Origin of the sequence: Egbenema bharatensis FJBBOT/2019, from assembly GCF_048077055.1 — a bacterium.
In the GTDB taxonomy this organism is placed as follows: Bacteria; Cyanobacteriota; Cyanobacteriia; order Elainellales; family Elainellaceae; genus Egbenema; species Egbenema bharatensis.
The window spans coordinates 4,099,926-4,122,528 of sequence record NZ_CP182236.1; the positions used below are offsets into that span (position 1 = coordinate 4,099,926).

At 52.8% G+C, this 22,603-nt stretch carries 20 protein-coding genes and 1 pseudogene; 3 read left to right on the forward strand and 18 right to left on the reverse strand.

The features are described 5' to 3' along the window. Position 1: 1 nt before the first annotated feature. Together ACM1PF_RS18945 and ACM1PF_RS18950 are read right to left on the reverse strand one after the other, a co-directional pair. Positions 2 to 925, reverse strand: a complete 924-nt coding sequence (locus ACM1PF_RS18945) for an SMP-30/gluconolactonase/LRE family protein (protein ID WP_416666211.1) — start codon at positions 923 to 925, stop codon at positions 2 to 4. Between the two features lie 50 nt (positions 926 to 975). Further along, positions 976 to 1,629 carry an SDR family NAD(P)-dependent oxidoreductase gene (locus tag ACM1PF_RS18950; protein WP_416666213.1) on the reverse strand — a complete coding sequence of 218 codons (654 nt, stop codon included), beginning with the start codon at positions 1,627 to 1,629 and terminating at the stop codon, positions 976 to 978. Between the two features lie 122 nt (positions 1,630 to 1,751). On the opposite strand from ACM1PF_RS18950, the gene ACM1PF_RS18955 reads away from it, so the two are divergent. Next, a complete protein-coding gene (locus ACM1PF_RS18955) occupies positions 1,752 to 2,672 on the forward strand; it encodes a LysR family transcriptional regulator (protein WP_416666215.1) in 921 nt (306 codons plus the stop codon). Between the two features lie 143 nt (positions 2,673 to 2,815). Continuing rightward, a complete protein-coding gene (locus ACM1PF_RS18960; protein ID WP_416666216.1) occupies positions 2,816 to 3,031 on the forward strand; it encodes an NblA/ycf18 family protein in 216 nt (71 codons plus the stop codon). A gap of 73 nt (positions 3,032 to 3,104) precedes the next feature. On the opposite strand, the gene ACM1PF_RS18965 is transcribed toward ACM1PF_RS18960, so the two are convergent. From ACM1PF_RS18965 to ACM1PF_RS19015, 11 genes are all read right to left on the reverse strand, one after another. Then, entirely contained in the window at positions 3,105 to 3,860 is a 756-nt protein-coding gene (locus ACM1PF_RS18965) for an SDR family NAD(P)-dependent oxidoreductase (protein WP_416666218.1), read from the reverse strand. Positions 3,861 to 3,941: 81 nt separating this feature from the next. Then, positions 3,942 to 4,733, reverse strand: a complete 792-nt coding sequence (locus ACM1PF_RS18970) for an anti-sigma factor (protein WP_416666220.1) — start codon at positions 4,731 to 4,733, stop codon at positions 3,942 to 3,944. A gap of 7 nt (positions 4,734 to 4,740) precedes the next feature. After that, positions 4,741 to 5,343, reverse strand: coding sequence for a sigma-70 family RNA polymerase sigma factor (locus ACM1PF_RS18975; RefSeq protein WP_416666222.1), 603 nt, complete (start codon positions 5,341 to 5,343; stop codon positions 4,741 to 4,743). A 311-nt stretch (positions 5,344 to 5,654) separates the two neighbouring features. Beyond that, positions 5,655 to 6,200, reverse strand: coding sequence for a CHRD domain-containing protein (locus ACM1PF_RS18980; RefSeq protein WP_416666224.1), 546 nt, complete (start codon positions 6,198 to 6,200; stop codon positions 5,655 to 5,657). Positions 6,201 to 6,356: 156 nt separating this feature from the next. Further along, complete coding sequence (locus ACM1PF_RS18985) at positions 6,357 to 6,644, reverse strand: MSMEG_0570 family nitrogen starvation response protein (RefSeq protein WP_416666226.1); 288 nt, start codon at positions 6,642 to 6,644, stop codon at positions 6,357 to 6,359. Beyond that, the gene (locus tag ACM1PF_RS18990; protein WP_416666228.1) at positions 6,619 to 7,791 is read right to left on the reverse strand and encodes an MSMEG_0565 family glycosyltransferase; all 1,173 of its coding nucleotides are present in this window, start codon (positions 7,789 to 7,791) and stop codon (positions 6,619 to 6,621) included. The genes ACM1PF_RS18985 and ACM1PF_RS18990 overlap by 26 nt, the downstream gene beginning before the upstream one ends. Further along, complete coding sequence (locus ACM1PF_RS18995; RefSeq protein WP_416666230.1) at positions 7,784 to 8,893, reverse strand: sll0787 family AIR synthase-like protein; 1,110 nt, start codon at positions 8,891 to 8,893, stop codon at positions 7,784 to 7,786. The genes ACM1PF_RS18990 and ACM1PF_RS18995 overlap by 8 nt, the downstream gene beginning before the upstream one ends. 111 nt (positions 8,894 to 9,004) lie before the next feature. After that, positions 9,005 to 9,511, reverse strand: a complete 507-nt coding sequence (locus ACM1PF_RS19000) for an MSMEG_0567/Sll0786 family nitrogen starvation N-acetyltransferase (protein WP_416666231.1) — start codon at positions 9,509 to 9,511, stop codon at positions 9,005 to 9,007. Between the two features lie 29 nt (positions 9,512 to 9,540). Next, complete coding sequence (locus tag ACM1PF_RS19005) at positions 9,541 to 10,626, reverse strand: MSMEG_0568 family radical SAM protein (protein ID WP_416666232.1); 1,086 nt, start codon at positions 10,624 to 10,626, stop codon at positions 9,541 to 9,543. Next, entirely contained in the window at positions 10,571 to 11,662 is a 1,092-nt protein-coding gene (locus ACM1PF_RS19010; protein WP_416666233.1) for a Nit6803 family nitrilase, read from the reverse strand. The genes ACM1PF_RS19005 and ACM1PF_RS19010 overlap by 56 nt, the downstream gene beginning before the upstream one ends. A 440-nt stretch (positions 11,663 to 12,102) precedes the next feature. Beyond that, positions 12,103 to 12,585, reverse strand: coding sequence for an MSMEG_0572/Sll0783 family nitrogen starvation response protein (locus ACM1PF_RS19015; protein ID WP_416666234.1), 483 nt, complete (start codon positions 12,583 to 12,585; stop codon positions 12,103 to 12,105). Between the two features lie 673 nt (positions 12,586 to 13,258). Here ACM1PF_RS19015 and ACM1PF_RS19020 point away from each other — a divergent pair. Beyond that, a complete protein-coding gene (locus tag ACM1PF_RS19020) occupies positions 13,259 to 14,839 on the forward strand; it encodes a flavin monoamine oxidase family protein (RefSeq protein ID WP_416666235.1) in 1,581 nt (526 codons plus the stop codon). Positions 14,840 to 15,083: 244 nt separating this feature from the next. Here the strand turns inward: ACM1PF_RS19020 and mutS are convergent. The 5 genes and pseudogenes from mutS to ACM1PF_RS19045 all read right to left on the reverse strand — a co-directional run bounded on the left by mutS (position 15,084) and on the right by ACM1PF_RS19045 (position 22,589). Beyond that, a pseudogene (gene mutS / locus ACM1PF_RS19025) lies at positions 15,084 to 17,920 on the reverse strand (DNA mismatch repair protein MutS). A gap of 127 nt (positions 17,921 to 18,047) precedes the next feature. Beyond that, positions 18,048 to 18,491, reverse strand: a complete 444-nt coding sequence (locus ACM1PF_RS19030) for a CAAD domain-containing protein (protein WP_416666236.1) — start codon at positions 18,489 to 18,491, stop codon at positions 18,048 to 18,050. A 225-nt stretch (positions 18,492 to 18,716) separates the two neighbouring features. Then, positions 18,717 to 20,843, reverse strand: coding sequence for an ABC transporter permease (locus tag ACM1PF_RS19035; RefSeq protein ID WP_416666237.1), 2,127 nt, complete (start codon positions 20,841 to 20,843; stop codon positions 18,717 to 18,719). Then, a complete protein-coding gene (locus ACM1PF_RS19040) occupies positions 20,807 to 21,079 on the reverse strand; it encodes a hypothetical protein (protein ID WP_416666238.1) in 273 nt (90 codons plus the stop codon). The genes ACM1PF_RS19035 and ACM1PF_RS19040 overlap by 37 nt, the downstream gene beginning before the upstream one ends. Positions 21,080 to 21,140: 61 nt before the next feature. Then, the gene (locus tag ACM1PF_RS19045; protein WP_416666239.1) at positions 21,141 to 22,589 is read right to left on the reverse strand and encodes an HlyD family efflux transporter periplasmic adaptor subunit; all 1,449 of its coding nucleotides are present in this window, start codon (positions 22,587 to 22,589) and stop codon (positions 21,141 to 21,143) included. Between the last annotated feature and the right edge of the window lie 14 nt (positions 22,590 to 22,603).

Consider the following 22,603-nt stretch of genomic DNA (forward strand, 5'->3'; position numbering starts at 1 on the left):
CCTAGACCTCGCTAAAAAGATATCCAGGCTTGCCCACCTCCAACCGAACGATGTTGGCCGGAACCACTCCGCCTTCAGGTGGTAAAAACATACCGCCATTGGTAACAACGTAAATACTCGTTGTGTCATTCGGTAGCCGTCCAAATCCTACCGCCGTACTGCCAATCACCCCCTGATCCGCCTGGGCAATGGTTGTCGTGGTTCCATCGGGCGTGATCAGGAGAACGCTGTTGTAAATATGGGTCGCTGCATAGAGATTGCCCTCAGTGTCAAACGCGAAATCGTCAATATTGGTTGGTGACAGAAAAACAGTCGGTTCTCCAGGTTGTTCCTCAGCCTCGATCGGAATTTGGAGGAGCAACATTTTCTCGGTGTTGGAAACGTAGAGGGTATCACCAAATCGCTTAATCCCATTGGCGGCAGGAAAGGGCGTTTCTGGGTTGCTGCGTGCCAGCAGGGGATGTTCCAGCCATAGGGAAACCTGACGAGTTGCCCAATCAAACTGCCAGATGCATCCGCGATAGGAATCTGCGGTCAGGTATCGCTGGGAAGTCAGGGGTGTAATGCCATTGAGGAAGATTGCATCCGGTAAGGTTGCCAAAAGTTCAACGGAACCATCCAGATCAATGTGCATCAGGATAGATTCCCCGATCGCGTTCCAGCCCGTTACGATCAATCCACCGTCTGGGGCAAAGGTAATCCCCGTGACCTTACCCGTTATGCTGACAAACACAGACGCTTCCCCTGCTGGGGTAACTCGCAAAATTTGTCCGACTTCGTGGCTGGTGACAAATAATGTGCCATCTGGGGCAATCGCCAGGTTCTCTAAGAAAGTGTTGGCGGGAAAGGAAGCAACGATTTGATGGGGGGATAGGGCGATCGGGGTCTCTGCGTAGATTGGGGGTAGTTCGGTCACTTGACTCATGGATGAATTTACTCTCTAACAGGCCACTTCTCAAGCACTAGACTTCTTCGCTAATAGACCACTTCCACTTCGGACTGGGGCATGGCATGAAACGTCCAGTATTGTTCAGCGATCGCGGTTGGATTATATTTCGCATCGGACTCATCCACTGTGCCAGAAATGGTGATAGTGCCCACTTTGATTCCCTGCGGTTCCAGGGCTGCCCCCAGGATATAGGCCAAACTGCGAATTCCAGCTTTACCAATCGACAGGGAGGCAAAATCAGGGTGAGGATAGAGGGCAAACCCGCCACCCGTAAATAGGATCGTGCCTGTTTTCTGATCTGTCTGCATTCCAGATAACACTGCTTGGGTTGCAACCAGCGCGCCTGCCACATTCGCCTGAAAATCACTAACTAAATTGTCAAACGAAGTCTCCAACACATTCTGCATCCGAGGGATGGCTGCGTTATACACCAAAACATCGGGACTGCCTAACTGGGCTTCGATCGCCGCAAACGCTTCCTCCAGTGAGGCTTTGTCTCCCGCATCGGCAACAAAGTAATGGGCGGTTATCCCTTCATCTTGCAGGGCCGCCTGATAGGACTGCAACTTTGCTGGATTCCGAGCCATCATGGCAACGGCAAACCCTTCCCTGGCAAATCGGCGGGCGATCGCCATTCCATTCCCTTCACCCATTCCAACAATGGCAATTAGTTGAGTCATAGCCCTCTGTTGCGACTTTAATCTTTTGATCTTTTCTTCTGGTCTATGGAGTGTGCGCTTGATCTAAACCATAGTATGGAAAAATGGATTAATCAAATTGATAATTTAGATATATAAAATCAATGAAATCGATTGATATTACTGCCATTGATCTTAACCTGCTGGTGGCGTTTGAAGCCGTTTTTGAAGAACAAAGTGTGACGGCTGCTGCCCAACGTCTGCACCTGGGTCAGCCTGCGATGAGTGCCGCCTTAGGTCGGTTGCGGCTCCTGTTTCAGGATGAATTGTTCATTCGCATGGGGCGAGACATGAAGCCAACCGCCAAAGCCCTCGAAATTGCACCTGGAATTTTAATGGCGCTTCAGCAAATTCGTCTGACCTTGCAAGCTAGCCAGGAGTTTGAACCCGCGACAGCCCAACAAACCTTCGTCATTGGCATCTCAGATTACGGAAGTACGGTGATTGTCCCCAGACTGTTAAATTTGTGCCGCCAAACTGCTCCAGGTATTGACTTGAGGTTAATTAGCTACGAAAAGGATCAGGTGGATGAGTTATTAAAACAACCCTCAACTACGGTGATTGTGGGGAGTAACTTTCCAGATCTGACGCGGCTGACCTTTCAGCAGCCATTAATGGAAGAACGATTTGTGGGGATTTGTCGGAAAGGGCATCCGGCTCTGTCCCAGGGGGCAATGTTGCTGGAACAGTTTGCTGAACTGCCCCACGCGCTGGTGACACTCCGTCGGGATGAAGTGGGGGTGATCGATCGAGCATTGGCAGCCCGAAATTTACAGCGGCGAATTGTACTGACCACCCCCTACTTTCTGACCCTACCGGCGATCGTGTCCAGTAGCGATACGATCGCAGCGATTCCCTTGCGTCTGGCCCGAAAATTTGCGGAACAGGGGTGGGTGGAGTGGTTTGAGTTGCCCCTGGAAATCGCGCCCTGGATGATTTCAATGGTCTGGAGTCAGTTATCGGATCAAGCGTTGGCCTGTCGCTGGCTCAGACAAACGATTCAGCAAATTTGTCAGGAGATTTAAGTGGGAGGTGAGCCTTAAATTCTCTAATTGCCGCACGGTCGGTTTGCACCCTTGCAGCTTTGTAAAGAATTTGTTACCTTTGTTTACAAAGCTTATTAAGTATGGCTTGATAAGCAGTTGCCTCATTCAATGGAGGATGGGTTATGGAAAGCGATCGTCAACTCTCGTTAGAGCAGGAATTCGATCTGCGGCTGTTTTCGGAGCAAGTGAAGGGAATGTCCCTGGAGCAGACCCAGGAATGCCTTCTGAAGCTGCACGAAAACATGATGCTTCGAGAAAATATGTATCGAGAAATCCTGAAGGATGCTTGGGGAATCGGCAAAGGCCCCTTTGCAGGCTCCGATCCGTTTTACGCTTAGGAATGTGGATTCAACAATCTGAAACTCTTGGGGGGTAGGCAGCTTGCCCACCTGTGCGATCGGGATAGCTCGATCAGCGCGGGTAGGAAGCCCCATTAACATCGATCGTACTGCCAGTCATATGGGTAGCCAGACCAGAGGATAGGAAAGCAACGATATTTGCAACTTCCTGGGGAGGGACAGCTTCACCCATCGGGATATCGCGGGTCATGGAATCTGCTCCCTTCTCCTGCATCTGTTCTGCAATGCGATCGGTGTGGACAAAGCCCGGTGCGATCGTATAGGCCAGGATTCCCTCTTGAGCGAATCCTCTGGCAATGCTGCGGGTGAGGGCCACGACTCCTCCCTTTGAGGCAGCGTAGTGCATGAAGTCTGGTGAATCTCCCCGGAAGGCAGCTCGACTGGCGATATTCACGATCGCCCCACCACCACGGGATTTGAAGTGGAGAATCGCGGCTCGGCACAAATCAGCGACTGCGATTAAGTTCACTTGCAAAGTCGTTTGCCATACCTCCGACCAGGTTTCCCAGTCCGCCTCGATTCCGGCATAGGGCATGGCTGCGGCATTATTTACCAGCACATCAATGCTGCCGTTCCAGGCGAGGGCTTGTTGCCAGAGGTCGATCGCTGCACCGGGAAGGGATAGGTCGGCTTGAATGCAAGTGTGTTCACCGGCGATCGTGGCTGCGACTTTTTCGATCTCAGCTTTGCCCTGACTATAGTGCAAGATGACCTTCGCTCCTGCCTGGCTCAGGGTGAGGGCTGTAGCAGCACCAATCCCCCGCGATGCTCCGGTGACTAAAATTGTTTTTCCAGTTAAATCAATCATTGGATGGCTGTATTGCGAGTGATGAATTTTGAGTGAGGTGGTTGCACTTCAGGTGAGGATTCAGAAAGAATTTCGCCAACACTATAGCGGTTCTGCAATCACAATCGGCGCACCCACATGGAGTTGCGGAGCTGAGGCATCTTCGATCGTCACGGCCACGTTAGTCACGACACCATCAAAACGGTAAACCTCTGGGACAGCAATAATACGGGAAAAATTGCCCTGCTCGTCCACCTGGAATACTTCCGTCAGGATGGCATCTTTGTCATCGGTCGTGAAAGGGGCATTGGGTTCCAAAACTGTCCACACCACGTAAACCTGACCGGGAGGAAGGGGAGGCAGATTTTCTACGATCAGGTTGGCTTCTAAGGTGTTGGGGTTGACGGCAACTCTGGCCGATGCCTCACTGTTTGCTTGAGTGGGCTGAAGCGAATAGGTCAGAATGGTGTACTGAGGCGAGTCAGGCTGGGTGGCTTGGAGTGCTTGTTGTAACCGATAATTGCTCAGTCCCAGGGCCAGAATCAGGGCCGCAGCGGCCACATCGACGGCTCTGCGCCAGGGAAATCGGGAACGGCGGTCGGCCAGTCTGACGGGAGAAGCGGGTGGGAGGCGATCGGGTTGAGGGGTGGTTCCAGAAATTGCATCTGGTGTGAGATGGGCTTGCTCAAGGATTGCGGTACGGAGATGGGCTGGAGGCTGAACCTCTGGTGGCGTATAGGTCAGTTCTAGAGCGGTTTGCATCTGGGCAACTTCTGCCGCGATCGCTGGATCATCTGCCAGAAGTTGCGCCAATTCGGCTGCCTCCTCTGGGGATAAGTCTCCCAGGACATACCCCGCAATCAGTAGCTCTAATTGTTCTGAAGGCGTTGACATAGCCGTACTATCGAATGGATGGTGTAAGGGTTTGGCGGAGTTTCAGTAGCCCTCTTCTGGCTCTGGCTTTAACGGTGCCAAGGGGAATATCCAATTGTGCAGCAATTTCCGACTGACTGAGACCATCGTAGTAAGCCATCCGCAGAATTTGCTGTTGGCTGTCAGACAGTTGGGATAGGGCTTCCCGTACCTCCTGAGACTGCTCATGGCGAAAGAGATGCTCAAGCGGTGCATTGGCAGAAAGTTCCTCCTGGGGGGCTGGATTCCAGCGATCGACCAGTTTCTGTCTACTGTTGCGCGACCGAATCCGATCAATGGCCCGCGATCGGGTCAGGATGGCCAAAAAAGTGCGGAGTGATCCACGACTGGGATCATAGGATGAGCTGCGCGTCAGGGAGAGGAAGATATCTTGGGTTAAGTCTTCTGCTTCCTGTGGATTACCCAACAGTTGCAAGGCCAGACCGTAGACCAACCCGGCATGGCGATCGTAAATGACACCCAACGCCGCCGCCTCACCCTCCCTCAATGCGAGGAACAATTCAGCATCGGTCTGACTGGATGGCAGGCTGGATGACGAGACTTCTGGATTCCCAGGTTGCTCAGAATGCATTGTGGACACGTTACAGAACGTCGTTTGGGAACACTCCCCATAACAGAGAGTATCCCCCTCTAAATCTAAAGGATATTATCCTCTACCGCTCAAAAAACTGAGGTTGGAAGGATGCGGCAAGATCACATACCCGTTAGAAGGGGCGCACAGCTGTGCGCCCTTACAGCCGATTTTTTCAAAAATTGGGATGCCATTGAATTGCAGATTCCTTAGAAATGCGAATTCAATAACCTGAAATTCTTGTGAGGTGGGCATCTTGCCCGCCCAGTCAGCGAAGTAAAACGTTGCACAGGGTATATAATCCCTGATCTTTAGTAAGGCTGGAAAATTCCCCGTAGCTCTCCACCCCGGTTGCGGGTTGTGTGAATATCCACATATAACTCGCCATTCGCCAGAGCCTGAAGCTGCTCAGGGGTGAGGGTGTAGTCTCCGGAAAACCGTCCCGCTCGTCCCGTGCTGTCGGGGCTGACGGTGAGCGCGTACTGAAATGGCCCGTTCACATCCGGCGCACCCTGATGGATATGGACGGCTGAGGTAATGTTAGGATTTGGTGGATCCAGCGGATCCGTGGCATAGTCCCGCAATTCACCCGCCAGGTTGCTGAAGTCTCCCCGCACCACCAGGCGATCGCCCACTAAAATTGCTCCGGCGGCACCAAAGGCGGAGGTGGATGCAGGAGTAGGGACAATATCCGATCGCGTCAGGGCTGCAACGTAACGAGTGATTTGAGGGGGTGTTTCCTGAGCGGCGGCCGGAGATAGGGGCAAAGAAAAGGGGAAATTTGAACTCGCAATCAGCAGTAAGCCAGTCAACGTACCTAACAGGATATAGAATAAATTCCGCTTGACCTTGTTCATAGGGGATCCAAACCTTCAAAAATCACGGGTTGTCAATAGTGTTCAGCTAATGTACGAACCTGTGATTGATTTGGATGCAGGGAGAGCACTGCAATTTACAGCAGTTTTCAGATTGAGACTATTCACAGAGATCATAGAGACGGGAGATTCCTGATCCTATTCAATGAACCGCACCACCCGCACCATCGGCTCCGGCAAATCCTGATACTGGCTCACCTTAGATTCGATCGCCTTGAGTTGCCCCAACGCTAACCCACAGGGCATCCCGTACTTCTCCTTCACCCGATCGCTGGCAATGTGTAGGGCCGTGCGCGATCGATCGAGAAAGTCATCCAGAGCATAGGACTGATCGGGCGTGAAATACTTTTTGACCACCAGTGAAGGGGAATAGCAGGCTTCCTGGGAACCATCGGGCCATTCAACTTGAAAGCGAATTTCTGGCATAAAGCGTTTTGTACTCCTTAATATGCATTTTAGCGGACGCTGCCCAGGTGTAGGTGTCACAGAGCGATCGGCTGTGTTTAACCAGGGATGTTCTAACCGCAGGCTGAATCACGTTTAGCATGGACTGGGCAATGGCATTGGGGGAAGCGGGATCGATCAGGAGGGCTTGATCGGGGGAAAGAAATTCGGTGAAGGGGGGCTGATCGGCGGTAATCACCGGCAGTCCAGAGGCGATCGCTTCCATCACGACTAATCCCCAACCTTCTTTGACCGAGGGAAAGACAAAGGCATCGGCCAGGCGGTAGAGGGCAGGCAGTTGTGCATCGGGAATCACGCCAGGTAATAGTAGGGATTTGCCGACTGAAATCCCCATTGTCTCCACTTCAGCAAAAAACTGATCTCGATAGTCCTGATAGTCAAACAGGGTTGCGCCCCCTGCAATCATCAGTTGGGCATGCGGATACTGTGCTAAAACCTGAGCAAAGGCATGGAGGAGGGCGATCGAATTTTTGCGGGGTTCAATGCCGCCAACGGTGAGGTAGACCGGATCTCCAGTGATCTGAAACTGTTGCTTTACGATCTGATCCTGCTCCATTGGATGAACAGAAAAGCGATCGAGGTTGACACCATTGATGACTCGTGGCGCGGCAATGCCATACTGCTGTTTCAGAGCCGATTGCCAATACTGACTGACACACAAACATAAATCAGGATTGAGAATCGATCGATCCTGGCATTGTCTCAGGTAGGGACTGTTGTAGGTCTCGATGTGGTGAACCGTGCGAATAAAGTGGGGAATTTTTTGGCGATCGCGTAAGGCTAATAACGCATTGGCACTGATGCAATCCTGAGCGTGGAAATAATCATAGGCGCGAGCTTGCAGATGGGAATCAGATAAATAATCGACAAACTCCTGAATCCGCTGCCGAATTAAATTATCAACCCCACCAGATACTGGATAGGCTGGAACTAGCTCATAGTCACAACTCAATGCGCGATGAAATCCAGACCCATCTTTATCCAGCGCATAGACACAAACATGATGCTCCAACGCCTGCAACGCTTCGGCTAATTCCAGGGTATGGATCACGCTCCCCCTGGGCTTGGTGGAGTAGGTCAGTAGGGCAATCCGAAGGTTCTCAGGCATGGGTGGGTTTGAATCCAGTCAGAGGATCTTGATCTAAATCCCAAAATTCGATCGATTCTGAGTTCGATTCTGAGTTCGATCGCAACACCAATTTTGAGCCGGGCTGTACTGTACCAATGGCTTCACAGAGGAGATGGCGATCGTGAAACAACCTCTGAATGGAGGCAACTTGCTCCGGGCGAACGCTCAACAAAAAGCCGTAGCTGGGAAAGCAGGTCAACCACTTTTCCAGGGGACAGTCCGCCACCTGGGGAATGGATTCTATCTCCAGCACTGCCCCACAGCCAGAGGTTTCCAGCAGCATTAAGGTCGTTCCCACCACACCCCCCATGCTGATGTCCTTCCCCGCATCACATAACCCCCGCTCCGCTAAGTCAGGTAAAATCGCCAGATCTTGCCGCAGTCGTACCGGATCAGCCTCCGTCGCTGCATTCCAGAAAGGATATTGGGGATGCATTTTGCCATCCGGATTCAGCACCATCAGCAAGCGATCGCCCGGTTGCGCGTTAAAACTGGTAATCAATCGATTCGCCCGTCCCAAAATTGCTACCGACAAAGCATTGTACGGACTATGCCCATTCGTATGTCCCCCCACGATCGGCACCTGATACACCTGCGCCGCTGCCCGCATTCCCGCCAGCAATGCCTGACTCTGCGCTGCCGACTGACTCCAGATCGTATCCACCACGGCGATCGGTCGTCCCCCCATCGCATAAATATCGCTAACATTGACCATCACCGCACTCCATCCCGCAAACCAGGGATCGGCATCCACAAAAAACGGCATCATACCTTCAGCCGCTAGAAGTAAATAGCTGTCACCATCGGGGATGGCCGCGCAGTCGTCGCCGAGGAGGAGTGAGGAGTGAGGAGTGAGGAGTGAGGAGTGAGGGAGGGGTGAGGGGTGAGGGGTGAGGGGTGAGCGAGGAGTAGGGTGGGCACTGCCCACCGAATGATGGGATGGAGGGGCAAGGTGCTGAAGTTGAAGTGCGGATGAGTTTTGTACACCAGAAAAAGGAGCAAGTTGAGCGATCATCTGGATATCTTGCTTGTGCAAAATTCCGATCGACTGTTTTAATTGATGGGCGAGTTCAGCTAACAACTTGATTTGTCCTTCTACAGGTCAGAAAAAGCTTACCCTACGACTTCTACTCGGTGGGCAGTGCCCACCCTACTTCCTACTCCTCACTCCTCACTCCCCACTCCTCACTCTCTACGATGCTCTGACCTCGATCGCCTCAGTCGGACGAACTTCTGTACCAGCAGGATAGTAGTTCAAATCGGCTTCCATTAAATGGTGAGGTCGATCGCAGATGGAGATTTCCTCCAGGGATTGCCAGTGGAGCCGTTGGAAGAAGCGCACGTTTTGTAATTGGACGGTGGCCAGAAATTGATCGCAGCCCCAGGTATTCGCGGTGGTAACGGCTTTATGGATTAATCCTTTGCCGATTTGCCATCCTCGGCGAAAGTCTGGGTGGGTTCCTAATCTGCCGCCATACCAGATTCCAGGTTTCGGTTCATAAATTCTCACAACACCGATAATTTGATCGGTATCAGGTTCGATCGCCACAATGGGATAAGCAATGCAATCAATTTCATCTCGATCGTGGTCTTGAAATAATCCTTGTTCCTGGCAAAAGATCAGTTGTCTTAGATTAAAATAGGCTTCAATTTCGGCGGGCGATCGAGCCAGTTGAAACCGGTAGGAGGATTTTGACATGATGACTGCCTGGGGGTAACTTCTCAGACTTACTTCTCAAAATTGGACAGGGCAGAACAGGCTCCGCATTTGGCACATCCCGCATTCATCTGATCAGAAGCCATTCCTGATTTTTTCAACAATGCACCGACCTGCTGATACAGGGTAAACATAAAGTCGCTGTTGGGGGAAGGATGATTGGCCAGGGGCGTTCCGGTAATGGGAACAAAGGGAACCACAAAGGGATAAACGCCAAGCTGAATCAACCGATCGCACATCTCGACCATATCGGATAACTCATCCCCCAGACCCGCCAGCAGATAGGTACTCACCTGACCCCAGCCAAACACCTGCACCGCTGACTCAAACGCTCGGAAATAATGGGAGAGGGGAACCTCGGCTTTACCTGGCATAATTTTTTGCCGCACAGCCGGAGTCACTGCCTCCAAATGCATTCCCAGACTATCCACCCCCGCTGCCTGCATTCGCTCAAACCAGACAAAATCATCCGGCGGTTCACACTGGGCCTGAATCGGTAAATCCACCCGCTGTTTGATTGCACTGGCACATTCCGTTAAATAAGCTGCACCGCGATCGCTTGTGTTGGGTGTACCCGTGGTCATAATCATGTGCTGTACGCCATCCAACCGGACAGCGGCTTCAGCTACCTCCGCTAACTGGGCTGGGGTCTTGCGGGCAATGGTGCGATCGGCCGCCAGGGATTGCTCAATGGCGCAAAACTGACAGGCGGTAGCTGAATCCCGATAGCGCATGCAAGTCTGTAGAACCGTTGTCGCCAGGACATTCTGACTGTGAAGTAACGCAATTTTCCAGTAGGGAATGCCATCCGCCGTTGTGAGACTGTAAAACTTGGGCTGATGGGGAAAGCTGATCGGGGCGATCGGCTCCTGATGCCGCTGCAAAGTGCCCTGCCCCTTTCCTGAATCGGTGATCACGGTATAGGGCGATTGGGTTGCCGACTCGGTGTACACCGGAACCATCACCGTTGTACCGTCGATCGTCACTGCCTTATGATCTGACGGCCCAGCCCCTCCCTTGCGTCCCGATGAACCCACCTCATCAATCATTCTGAGTCCGTAGGACTGAAGCTCCGTAATTAGCTGCTGTTTGTTCATTGCTTTGTATTTCTGCCTGATTTGGAATGGAATTTTCCATAGGAGTATTCCCATTCCCATGTGCGTTCTGTCCCTGCCCAATTGCAGATGGCATTGAGCTGGTTGTGGATGGGTTGAGGGAATTCCAGGACTGAGGATTTAGGGTGAGCTGTAACAGGTCAGGACGAGCGTAGTGTCCGACGCTATCCATCATCCGCTTACGCTTCGTAATCAGGGAAAAATCCAGGTCAGCAATCACCATCCCTTCCCCCTCCGTGATCGGCGTTCCCAACAACGTTCCCTCTGGATTGACGATCGCCGTAAAGCAACCTCCATTCAAGACGCGATGCAGCTTCTCATCGGGAGTAATCTGCTGAACCTGATCCGGCGACAGCCATCCCGTTGAATTCACCACAAAACACCCCGACTCCAGCGCGTGATGCCGAATCGTTACTTCAATCTGCTCAGTGAAAATTTGCCCCACCATCGAACCGGGAAACTGCGAACAGTGAATCTGCTCATGCTGCGCCATTAACGCAAATCGAGCCATCGGGTTGTAATGTTCCCAGCAGGCCAACGCGCCGATCGTTCCCGCTGCGGTCTCCACCGTGGTCAAACCCGCCCCATCCCCCTGCCCCCACACCATGCGCTCATGGTAGGTGGGCGTAATTTTGCGCCGTTTCAGCCGTAAAGCCCCATCGGCATCAAACACCAGTTGGGTGTTATACAGCGAGCCATGATCTCGCTCATTCACGCCCAGCACCACTACCATGCCATAGGAACGCGCCGCTCGACTCACCGCATCCGTGACAGGACTGGGCACTTCTACTGCCTCCTCATACAGCCGCAGATGCTCCTTCCCCATCAAAACCGGAGGCTGGACAAAGGAAAAATAGGGATAGTACGGCACAAACGTCTCTGGAAAAACGATGAGTTCCACCCCTTCCTTTGCTGCATCAGCGATCGCCTGCAACACTTTTTCCGTCGTACCATCCCGACTGAACAGAACCGGACTCAACTGTACGGCCGCTGCTCGAATCGATCGTGAGTAGTTCATAGTTTTCTCCGAGGACTGAGGACTGAGGACTGAGTGCTGAGGACTGAGTGCTGAGGACTGAGTGCTGAGGACTGAGGACTGAGGACTGAGAGGGGAGGGGGGAGTGAGGTGAGAAAAGTAGTAGGGTGGGCAGTGCCCACCAAACAAAGTAGTAGGCAGTGCCCACCAAACAAAGAGGGCGAGGAGAGGAAAGGATGAAGTTGGAAAAAGGATGCAATGAGAAGAGTTTCAGTTCCGCTCTCTGTCTTTCCGCCTGTGGGGTGAGCATTGCCCGCCCAATTCAGCAAACCTGAACCATTCCACAAAGCCACAGTTCAAGGCTTCAGCCCTCATAAAGGCAGAAGATAGAAAACCGAAAAAAGTAAAGAAACTCCGACTTCCTACTCCATCCTTTCCTTTACCCAGTCCTCAGTCCTCAGTCCTCAGTCCTCAGTCCTCTCTTACAACGTCCACGTATCCAAAATAAACGCCCCATCCTTACGGTGCATCAGAATAATATCCAGAACGTCTAACGGACTGATAGGACGAATACCAGGAACTAGCGACGGTTCACCATGGCCGTACAGAGCCTGCAATGCGAAACGACAGGCATACACCTTACCGCCTTCCGACATAAATTTAGTCAATTGGTTGGCAAAGTTCTGGTGTCCGGGGAATGCTTCATCCCCCAGCGTGGGAAAGCCGCGCTGAATGCCCAGAGTCACACCAGGGCCGTAGAGCAGGATCGAGGTTTCAAACCCTTTCCGCAGGAGCCGCAATCCTTGCAGCATGTTCACCAGACCGATCGAACCTTCAAACGCGACGGTGTGGAAGGTAATCAGTGCTTTTTCTCCTGGATCAGCCTGCACATCTGGAAATACTTTTTCTTCGTAATCGACAAAGAAATCACCGCTTTTGTAAGCAGGAACGGTTACTTCTGGCATTGCTTTCTCCTAGATTCAGTTATACGTTCGGACAGGAGTTTAGGTACAGGAGCAAAGGCATGGGAAAAGCACTCGAAATGTCGAGGACAATGCCCATCTGGATTGTTCTTGAGTGAACTAAAGCTCAACAAAACTCAAATTTGTCTTAGCCTTGCTGCTTCTACAACCTGAAAACTTAACTTGCTTAGCCGATCGATCAAGGCAACTCAGGTAGAGATATCCGTTAAATAGGTTGGATAAGATCTCCAAGTGAGTCAGGGAAACAGACAACCTGATGGCTCAGGGGCATCAGAGTTAAACGCAGCTTACGAGTCCCTTCCGTTTTGTCTTGTGCTTTTCGTCACAAATTGGCAAACTCTGGTGCTAAGGACAGGGATATTGTATCAAGGAAAGCTCAAAAAATTAATTTGAAGTCCAGTCAACCTGTTTAAAAAGACAGTAGGGACATAGCCAAATCCCTCCCATTAGAAACTGGCACTTCCCTAAAACTTGGATGCGGGTGTGCTTTGGGCGATGTCCTGATCTCACGAGAAATTTGCCAGCCAATCCGAGTAAATCGCTGCGATCGATACATTTTTAACCAGGGAAAACAGTTAGGTTCATGTTCGTGCCAAATGCCACCGCTTCGTTTCCTTGAGCGATGTGGATTGTACTGCTATTCGTGTGGGGCATCATGAATCGTCGAACATTATTGAGATTGGTAGGTCGGGCGGGTGGAGCAGCAGCGGTTTTCACCAACATGAAAGCTCTGGGGCTGTTGCCAGGGGCGGCTAGAGGGGTAGAGCGTCCTCAGTTAGTGGCTCAGTCGGGGGAAGGAGTCAAGATTGCGATTCTGGGAGCAGGGATGGCTGGACTGACGGCAGCCTATGAGCTGTCTAAAGCGGGATACGATTGCACGGTGCTGGAAGCCCTCGATCGCCCTGGCGGACGGAACTGGACGGTGCGGGGGGGCGATGTGATCGGTGAAATGGAGAGTACTCAAACCTGTCCCTTCGATCGCAATGAATCGCTGTATTTCAATGTCGGCCCGGCTCGAATTCCCTATCACCATGTCAACCTCCTGAGCTACTGCAAGGAACTGGGGGTGCCCCTGGAGGTGATTGTCAATGACAACCGGGCTGCCTTTTTCCAGGATGATAATGCCTTTGAGGGCAAGCCGGTACTCAACCGTCGGGTTGCCAATGATACGAGGGGATTTGTGGCTGAACTGTTAGCCAAAGCCATGAATGGCAATGCCCTGGATGCCGAAATTTCCCCTGAGGATCGAGAGAGCTTACTGGAAATGGTACGGAGCTTTGGGGATCTGGATCCGGATCTGCTGACCTATCAGGGATCCGGACGGGCTGGATACGTTGTGCCGCCGGGGGCTGGAACGGTCGTAGGTACGCGAAATGAGCCTATTGATTTATCGGAATTGCTGCGGTCAGACTTTTGGCGATTCAAGCTGCAATTCGCGGAAGGCTTTAATCAGGCGGCCACGATGCTGCAACCCGTAGGTGGGATGGATCAGATCGCCAGAGGATTTGAACGGCAAATCGGGGATTTAATCACCTACAACGCTGCGGTATCCCAAATTCGCAAAACGCCAGCCGGAGTTCAGATTGTCTATACCGATAAAACCAGTGGCTCGGAACAATCCCTGGAGGCAGACTACGCCATCTGCACCTTCCCCCTGTCCGTCTTGTCCCAAATCGATGCCGACTTTTCCCCTGCTTACCAACAGGCGATCGCCGCCGGGAGTCAGAGCTACGTCAACGCTATGAAGGTGGCTTTCCAAGCTCGCCGCTTTTGGGAGGAAGATTACCAGATCTATGGCGGCATTTCCTGGACGACGCGGGATATTACCCAGATCTGGTATCCCTCTGGCGGCTTCCATAGTACCCAGGGCATTGTCGTTGGAGCCTACATTTGGAGTAACGACATTGCCTCCCGCTGGGAACCGATGTCCCCTGAAGAACGGTTGATGCAGGCGATCGAAGAGGGTGAAGCGATCCATCCGGGCTACGGTAACGAAGTCTCTCCCACCACGGGGTGCAGCATTGCCTGGGGCAAAGTTCCCTACAGCGAGGGCGGCTGGATGGGCTGGAACAGTGAAGACCTGGAATCAGCCTATCTCACCCTCCTGGAACCCGACGATCGCATTTTCCTGGCTGGAGAACACCTCAGCTATCTCACGGGCTGGCAGGAAGGCTCGGTACTCTCGGCATTTGAGGCGATCGAGGGGATTGCCAGTCGGGTGCAGGGGGTGGGGTGAGGAGTAAGAAATATCCGTAGCGCAGGCATCTTGCCTGCAAGAAAGGCTTAAAACATAACCTTCCACCTTCTCTCTTCTGCCTTCTCTCTTGTGGGGTGGGCATCTTGCCCGCCCAGTGAACTAAATCAACCTTCTTGTGGGGTGGGCATCCTGCCCGCCCAGTCTCCCAATCATCACCGCAGCATCAGAACTCAATTCGGTCTATCCCCAGTTCGATCGATCTCCAATTCAATCGATCCCCGATTCAATCATTCTCCCCAAACATATCCAATTGTGCGGGAGAATCTGATTCCTCTTGATTACTCCTATCCAGATATTTCCCATTCTTACCCTTTGCCTTTTGCTGACTTCGCTGCAATCCCACCGCAATTCGGGAATGCCTCTCGATCTGAGTCATTACCTGCTTCGCCCGATCGATCACCGTTGCGGGTAGTCCGGCTAACCGTCCGGCTTCGATGCCATAGGATCGATCGGCTCCTCCCGGTTGGACTTGATGCAGGAAAATAATTTGATCCGGTAATTCCTTCACCGTCACCTGATAATTCGCTACATTGTCCAGAATCGAGGCCAGTTCGTTTAGTTCGTGATAGTGGGTGGCAAAAATGGTGCGGGCCCAATTTCACTGGCCAGATGTTCTGCAACGGCCCAGGCGATCGACAGTCCATCAAAGGTGGCCGTGCCGCGACCGATTTCATCCAGCAGCACCAGGGATTTCGGTGTGGCATGGTTGAGGATGTTCGCTGTTTCGTTCATTTCCACCATGAAGGTGGATTGTCCCGTCGCCAGATCATCCACTGCCCCCACCCGCGTAAAGATCCGATCGCACACCCCCAACCGGGCTGCCTTAGCCGGGACAAAACTGCCCATCTGCGCCATTAATTGAATTAATCCCACCTGCCGCAAATAGCAGCTTTTACCGCTGGCATTGGGGCCCGTCAGAATAATTAGATCGGGGAGTGGGGAGTGGGGAGTGGGGAGTGGGGAAGAGGTGGAGGCGTTGGAGTCAGGAGGTTTAGTGGACTTGCTTGCTTCTGGTTTGGCTTTCTCCTGAATCCCGATTCCCGACTCCTGATTCCCTAACCCTGTTGAATTGGGGACAAAGAACCCTGCCGGTAAGGACTGTTCTACGACTGGATGGCGACCGTCGGTAATCTGAATCTCGCGGGTGGGGACAATGTCTGGACGGCAATAATCCTGGTAGATGGCCACCTCCGTCAGGGCACAGAGGACATCCAGGGAAGCGATCGCATGGGCAACGGTGCGGATAGCATCGGCGTATTCGCTCACCTCCGATCGCAAGTTGATGAACAGGTCATACTCCAGCTTATTCAGATCCGTACGGGCATTCAGGATGGCGGTTTCCTTGTCCTTCAGTTCGATCGTGATGTAGCGTTCTTCATTAGTTAAGGTCTGCTTGCGGATATAGCCATCGGGAGGGGTGTCCTTGGATTTGGTGCGAGAGACGCTGATGTAGTAGCCAAAGGTTTTGTTGTAGCCCACCTTCAGGTTAGAAATCCCCGTGCGCTGCCGTTCGGTGGCTTCCAGTTGGGCGATCCACTGTTGATCGGACTCAATTTGCTGGCGCAGGTTGTCCAGTTGGAGATTAATCCCACTGCGAATCAGGTTGCCCTCGGTCAAGTAGAGCGGTGGGTCATCCACCAGATGATCCTTGAGACGATAGCCCAGTTGTTCTAAATCCGGTGGAACGGTTTGCAGGGCCGTGAAGTAATCCGATCGCCCCAACGCCACCAGAGCCGCTAATTCCGGCAATTTACATAAGGAATCGGCTAAAGCCACCAAATCCCGCGCATTGGCTGTGCCTGTCCCGGCTCGTCCGGTTAACCGCTCCAGGTCGTAGATTTTTTTGAGCAACTGCTGAAGCGACTGCCGTAAGCTGCCATCTTCCACTAACTCCTGGATTGTGTCCTGCCGGGCCCGAATCGTGGCAATGTTCAGCAAGGGCTGCAACAACCATCGCCGCAGCATCCGTCCACCCATGGCCGTCACCGTGCGATCGAGGGCCCACAGCAGCGATCCGTGGTAGGTGCCATCCCTGGCGGTTTGGGTAATTTCTAAATTGCGGCGGGTTTGGTGATCAATCACCAGATACTCGCTCAGGGTATAGGTGCAGAGGGGTTGCAGCAGGACTGAGCTAGTCGTTTTCTCACCCTCTAACCGCCGATCGCGCTTCAGGGTATCATCCAGATATTCCAGCAATCCTCCAGCAGCCCGTACCGCCAGGGGCAAATGCTCACAGCCCATCCCTTCCAGCGATCGCACCCGAAATTTCTCCAACAATCGCTGTTTGGCTTCTACCAGAGTGAAGGAAGCCTGGGAGCGATAGGTGTAGCAGAACTGAGATGGCAAACAATCCGGTAAGCCAGCTTTAGAGTCATTCCGACTCGGACGGAGAAGACTACCCAGATCCGGTAAATCCGTGGGAAACAGAATCTCGGAGGGTTGCAGCCGCATCAACTCCTGGGTCAACTGCTCCAGATCGCTGGATTGAGTCGTGAGAAATTCTCCGGTAGAAACATCGGCGATCGCCAGGCCCCAATGGTTTCCAGCCATCACCACAGCCGCCAGGTAATTATTGCGCCGAGCATTCAGCATCCCCTCCTCTAAGACCGTTCCAGGGGTGATCACACGGGTGACTTCTCGCTGCACTAATCGACCCTGAGCATCTGCGGCATCTTCGGTCTGATCGCAGATTGCCACCGCATAGCCCCGTTCAACGAGTAAGGCACAGTAGCGATCGAGGGCATGGTGCGGAATCCCGGCTAACGGCACTCGGCCAATCTTCTGTCCAGCATCCTTACTGGTCAACACCAGCTCCAACTCCCGCGCCACTGTAATTGCATCCTGGAAGAAGGTTTCAAAGAAATCCCCCACCCGGTACAGTAGCAGGGCATGGGGATACTGATCCTTCATCTCGGCATAGTGCCGCATCATCGGGGACAGATCGTCTCGATTCACCACCGATCGATGGTCGGCATAGCGCACCGTATGTTTTACCAGGCGTTCCGGTAGATCACCCAGAAGATCGGGGGAGGCTTGAGGAGAAGGGGCTTGGTCAGGCATGGCTTGGACAAACGAACCGTTGCTTTGTTGAATTGTATCGTTATAAATTCCTTGCACTTTGCCCTATAAAACATAAAATCCCCGAACTCCCTAAGAATTCGAGGATTGGAGATGCAAATCAAAATGACTAGCTCAGGCTCTTGGTGCCCAAAACTTGTGCTTTGAGCGAATTGAAATCATTGACCAGTTCCTGGCGGTTTTCTGCCTTCCAGACATACCGATAGACAAACCAGGCAGTGTAGCCCATACCCACCAATTCAAACAAGGGTGAGAGCAAGGGGATATCGTTAATTGCATCCAGAACGGCTAACAGTAGCTTAACGGCGATCAATGCGCCAATCACTAAGCTGACAGTGATAATGGGTCGTCTGTACTCCCCAAAAAACTCAGCCAGATATTCTGGTAAATCTGCCAAAAACTCCGAAATGCGCTCCCCAATCCTTTTCCATTGTTCATTGGTGGGAGTAGAGACTTTTGTTAAAGAGCCGGGGTCTTCGTTGTTCATCGTCACGTTCATCTTCTCCGTTGTATACTCTGGGGAGTTGGTATCTTGAGTTACTTCAGGATCCATAGTGATACCTTGAAATGAGACAGCTACCTTTAATTATGTGCGAGGATATCCCAGTCTAGAATAGAACTAAATGGGTATTCTAAAGCAACCATTGTGATCTACAACAAGGGTTGAGTTTAAGATTTTACGAACATAATAGACACTAAAGCAGAGTGCCAAGAATTGCAATAGGGATTGCCGGAATCTGTTTTAGATCGAGTCTGGATCGGGTCTGGTTATGGGAAATTACTCTCTCGATTTGAGAACGGCAATCAGATCCAGGCGATCGAGGTGACGGCCAATCATCAGTCCCGATGCCAGGGCTGCTATCAGGGTAACAACCAGGGCAAAGCCGTAGGTGGTGCGGCTAATCACCAGGGGCAGGCGATAGAGTTCCGTATCAAAGGCCAGGGACATCAAACCGGCCAGTCCATAGCCCAGCAGTAAACCCAGGGGAATCGCCACGATCGTCAGGGCAGCTTGCTCTCCCAGGAGGACGACGGCAATTTGCAACCGGGAAAAACCGATGATGCGGAGGGTTGCCAGTTCCCGCCCCCGTTCCGACAGGGCAATTCGAGCGGCATTATAGATCACGCCAAAGGTGATGACGCTGGCAAAGACCACCAGGATTGATGTAATCGCGCCACGGGTTTCGGTGATGGTTTCTCGAAAGCGGCGAATCGTACTCTCGCGCAATAACACACTGGTGACGGTGGGGGTTTGTTTGAGCTGATCGTAAAGGCGATCGAGTTCCAGGGCATCCACCGCTAAATACGCACCTGAAATCGTCCCCCCTTCCCGCATCAACTGATTCAGGGCATGGATATCCATATAGGCAGACAGCCCCACCATCTCATCCACCACGCCGATCAGGGGAATCTGGCGCACGGGTTTTGCCCCTTCCAGGACATTGACCGTTAGGATCTGACCGGGTTGAATGCCCAACATTTCAGCGAGTTTACTGGTGAGCAAAACCCCATCCAGGGGCAGATCGATCGGGTTCAGGTGGCGATCGAACAGGTTACGCAGTTCTCCGGTCGGCTCTAATCCGGTAATGGCTAATTTATAGGTGCGATGCTCAAACTGAAGTTCCGCTGCAACGGTGCGGAATGGCTCTGCATACAAAACCCCCGGAAGCTGGGCGATCTCGTAGCGCGCCTGGGCAGGACGAGGCTCATTAAACACGATCGTCACATCCTCCCGCTGGGCCCGATCGAACTGGACATCCATCAGATAATCCATCACATCGGACACATAGCGACCCGCCACCAGCACCGCCACCGCCACCGCAATCCCAGCGATGGACAGCATTGCCTTAATCGGTTTGCGCTCTAGATTGCGTAAAATAATTCGTCCCACTGGAGAAAGGAACTGTTGAAAGCCCAACTGCTCCATGATGGTGCGGCGAAAGGTGGCGGGTGGTTCAGGACGCATCGCTTCGGCGGGAGGCAGGGCAACGGCTTTTTTAACGGCACCGAAGGCTCCCAAAACGGCGGCTCCAGTACTAATGGCGATCGTCCCTAGCAGCATCCCCACACTGACTTGATATTCCAGCAGAGGAAACTGGAAAAACTGCATATAAAGCTGATTCAACGCCTGACCCAGCCACAATCCTGCCCCAGTGCCGATCGCCGCTCCCAATAGGGAAATCAGCAGCACAAACTTGAGGAAATGGATGCCGATCGCCCCGTTGCCATAACCAAAGGCTTTCAAGACGGCAATCTGATCCCGTTGGGTAATGACTAAGCGAGACAGGAGAATGTTTAGCAGAAAGGCGGCAATGGCCAGAAAAATCGTAGGAATAATCACCGCCTGGGTGCGAAGCTGGCTAATTTCATCGTCCAGGAAGCGATGGGACAGTTGATCCTCTCGATCGTAGGCTCCCAATCCGCCATAGGGTTCCAGGATTTGATCCAGCCGGAAAATCACCTCATCGGGATTGGCTCCCGGTGCCAGAGTCAGGGTGATGTCATTGAAGGCTCCATCCAGGTTAAAAGCCGTTGCCAGGGCATCTCGCCCCATCCACATCACGCCGAATTGCTCATTATCCGGCAGAAAGTCCCCTGCCCGAATCTCATAGACATACTCCGGCGACAGGGCGTATCCCACCACTCGTAACCGCTGCCAGCGTCGGTTGATCACTGCCGCGATCGTATCCCCTAGCTCTAGATGGTTCGCCTCTGCAAACGCCTGACTCACCAGCACCTCATCCGATCGCCCCGCTTCAATGTATCGTCCCTGGCTGATGTGAATATCATTCAGGATCGGCATTTGCTGTTCGGGAATAGAGATCAACCGTCCCGTGACTGGCTCCGGGCGATCGGGCACATCCAGCGTCACATCCACCACCACCCGCGTTTGTACCTGCGCCACCCCCGGAATCGCTTCGATCGGCTGCGCCAGCCCATTGGGGGCCGGGTCAATTGCCCAAACACATCGGCAAATCGATATTGGTTGTAATAAGTAGACTGCGACAGCTCCAGCGACTCATAGGAAGTCTGCATCGACACAAAGCTGGCAATCCCACAGGCCACAATCAGGGCGATCGCCAAAATTTGTCCCTTCAGGTGGGTTAAGTCCCGGAGTAGTTTGCGATCGAGGGGTTTCATGGGAAATGGCTTAATGAATGCAATTTAGCGTGAAACGAATCTGCCATTCGGTGACAGTCTATTACTCATCCCGTCCCCTCACCCGACTACCATCCTCGATCGCCCGCGTTGGATGCAGAATCACCACTTCCCCGTCCTGTAATCCATCCAGAACTTCCGCCTCCAGGTGGCTGCGCTGCCCAATTTCCACTTGCCGTTGCTGCGATCGATCGCCCTCCACCACGAACGTACACCAGGCAGATTGCTCACAGCGAAATAGGGCACTGAGGGGAACCTTCAGCACATCCTCACTTTCCCAAACCACGATTTGAGCATCGACGCGATAGGCATCCCCAAAGCCTGCATCATTTGGATTGACTGCATCAACAAAATCGCCAATCACATTGACGCGCTGTTCTTCTACGCCGAGGGCAGATTCTCGGGTAAAGGCGGATGGTTCAACCAATCGCACCCTGGCTGCAATGGGTTCTGAATTCCCCGCTGCAATCCAGATCGGGTTTCCTGGTCGAATTCGCATCGCATCCGCTGAAAGAACATCAATCACCAGTTCGAGCTGCGACACATTACCAATCTCCAGTAGAGGCGTTCCCTCACTGACAAACTGGGCACTGCGCTGTTGAATTCTCAGTACCCGTCCAGACACCGGAGCATAGATATTGGTTCTGGCCGCTCGATCGCGTAGTCGAGATAATTCTGCTTCCGTACTGGCAATTCGGGCATCGTATACCCTGAGCAGATAATCCGGATCAGTCTGTTCCTGCTGCAATACCGCCAGTTCCGCCCGGGCCACTTCCACCGCAGAGGCTTCTGCATTGGCCGCTAATATTGCTGCATCCAATTCCCTGGCTCTGGTGGTTTCGTTCAGTTCCGCTGCCTCCCGATCCTGTCGAGGAATCACCCCCGCTGTTTCCAGTTCCCTTGCCCGTTGAGCATCCCGTTGAGCCTGTTCCAGAGCAGCCTGGGACTGAGCCACCCGTGCCTCAGCCTGCCGTTGGTTAGCTTCTGCCGCCTGAATTCGGACTCGTGCCTGATCGATCGCCTCCGGTTTCGGTCGTTGCGTATCCACCCCCTGCCGTTCCGATCGCCATTCCGCCAGTCGTCCCAATGCTTCTTGAACCTGAGTGTTCATGGGGAGTGGATCAATTTGAGCGACCACTTGCCCCTGTTCGATTGGATCGCCTTCGTTCAGGTTAATGCGTTCCAGATGACCATTGACTCCAGCCGCAACGGTGTATCGATCGCGGACTCGGGTTCTCCCTTCCTCATCCACCGTCACCTGTAATTCTCCTCGCTGGACGGGATGGGTATCCACCAAAATGGGCGACGGTCGAAACAAAGTAACCAGCAGCACGACTGCCCCAAAGCCCAAGGCACCATACAGCAGCCATTTCTTCCAGTGTTTTGGTAGCCGCTGCCAGGGAGGACGCGATCGCAGTTTGCGGTGATGGTTCGTCTCCGCTGGCGTTTCTTGAGGGGAATGATCGGGCAAGGGGGTAGGACGTTGCTTCATGACAACCGCTCCCT

Coding starts and splice junctions, on each gene's coding strand:
- ACM1PF_RS18945 (WP_416666211.1), bottom strand. CDS start 925: ATGAGTCAAGTGACCGAACTACCCCCAATCTACGCAGAGACCCCGATC.
- ACM1PF_RS18950 (WP_416666213.1), bottom strand. CDS start 1,629: ATGACTCAACTAATTGCCATTGTTGGAATGGGTGAAGGGAATGGAATG.
- ACM1PF_RS18955 (WP_416666215.1), top strand. CDS start 1,752: ATGAAATCGATTGATATTACTGCCATTGATCTTAACCTGCTGGTGGCG.
- ACM1PF_RS18960 (WP_416666216.1), top strand. CDS start 2,816: ATGGAAAGCGATCGTCAACTCTCGTTAGAGCAGGAATTCGATCTGCGG.
- ACM1PF_RS18965 (WP_416666218.1), bottom strand. CDS start 3,860: ATGATTGATTTAACTGGAAAAACAATTTTAGTCACCGGAGCATCGCGG.
- ACM1PF_RS18970 (WP_416666220.1), bottom strand. CDS start 4,733: ATGTCAACGCCTTCAGAACAATTAGAGCTACTGATTGCGGGGTATGTC.
- ACM1PF_RS18975 (WP_416666222.1), bottom strand. CDS start 5,343: ATGCATTCTGAGCAACCTGGGAATCCAGAAGTCTCGTCATCCAGCCTG.
- ACM1PF_RS18980 (WP_416666224.1), bottom strand. CDS start 6,200: ATGAACAAGGTCAAGCGGAATTTATTCTATATCCTGTTAGGTACGTTG.
- ACM1PF_RS18985 (WP_416666226.1), bottom strand. CDS start 6,644: ATGCCAGAAATTCGCTTTCAAGTTGAATGGCCCGATGGTTCCCAGGAA.
- ACM1PF_RS18990 (WP_416666228.1), bottom strand. CDS start 7,791: ATGCCTGAGAACCTTCGGATTGCCCTACTGACCTACTCCACCAAGCCC.
- ACM1PF_RS19000 (WP_416666231.1), bottom strand. CDS start 9,511: ATGTCAAAATCCTCCTACCGGTTTCAACTGGCTCGATCGCCCGCCGAA.
- ACM1PF_RS19005 (WP_416666232.1), bottom strand. CDS start 10,626: ATGAACAAACAGCAGCTAATTACGGAGCTTCAGTCCTACGGACTCAGA.
- ACM1PF_RS19010 (WP_416666233.1), bottom strand. CDS start 11,662: ATGAACTACTCACGATCGATTCGAGCAGCGGCCGTACAGTTGAGTCCG.
- ACM1PF_RS19015 (WP_416666234.1), bottom strand. CDS start 12,585: ATGCCAGAAGTAACCGTTCCTGCTTACAAAAGCGGTGATTTCTTTGTC.
- ACM1PF_RS19020 (WP_416666235.1), top strand. CDS start 13,259: ATGAATCGTCGAACATTATTGAGATTGGTAGGTCGGGCGGGTGGAGCA.
- ACM1PF_RS19030 (WP_416666236.1), bottom strand. CDS start 18,491: ATGGATCCTGAAGTAACTCAAGATACCAACTCCCCAGAGTATACAACG.
- ACM1PF_RS19040 (WP_416666238.1), bottom strand. CDS start 21,079: ATGAAACCCCTCGATCGCAAACTACTCCGGGACTTAACCCACCTGAAG.
- ACM1PF_RS19045 (WP_416666239.1), bottom strand. CDS start 22,589: ATGAAGCAACGTCCTACCCCCTTGCCCGATCATTCCCCTCAAGAAACG.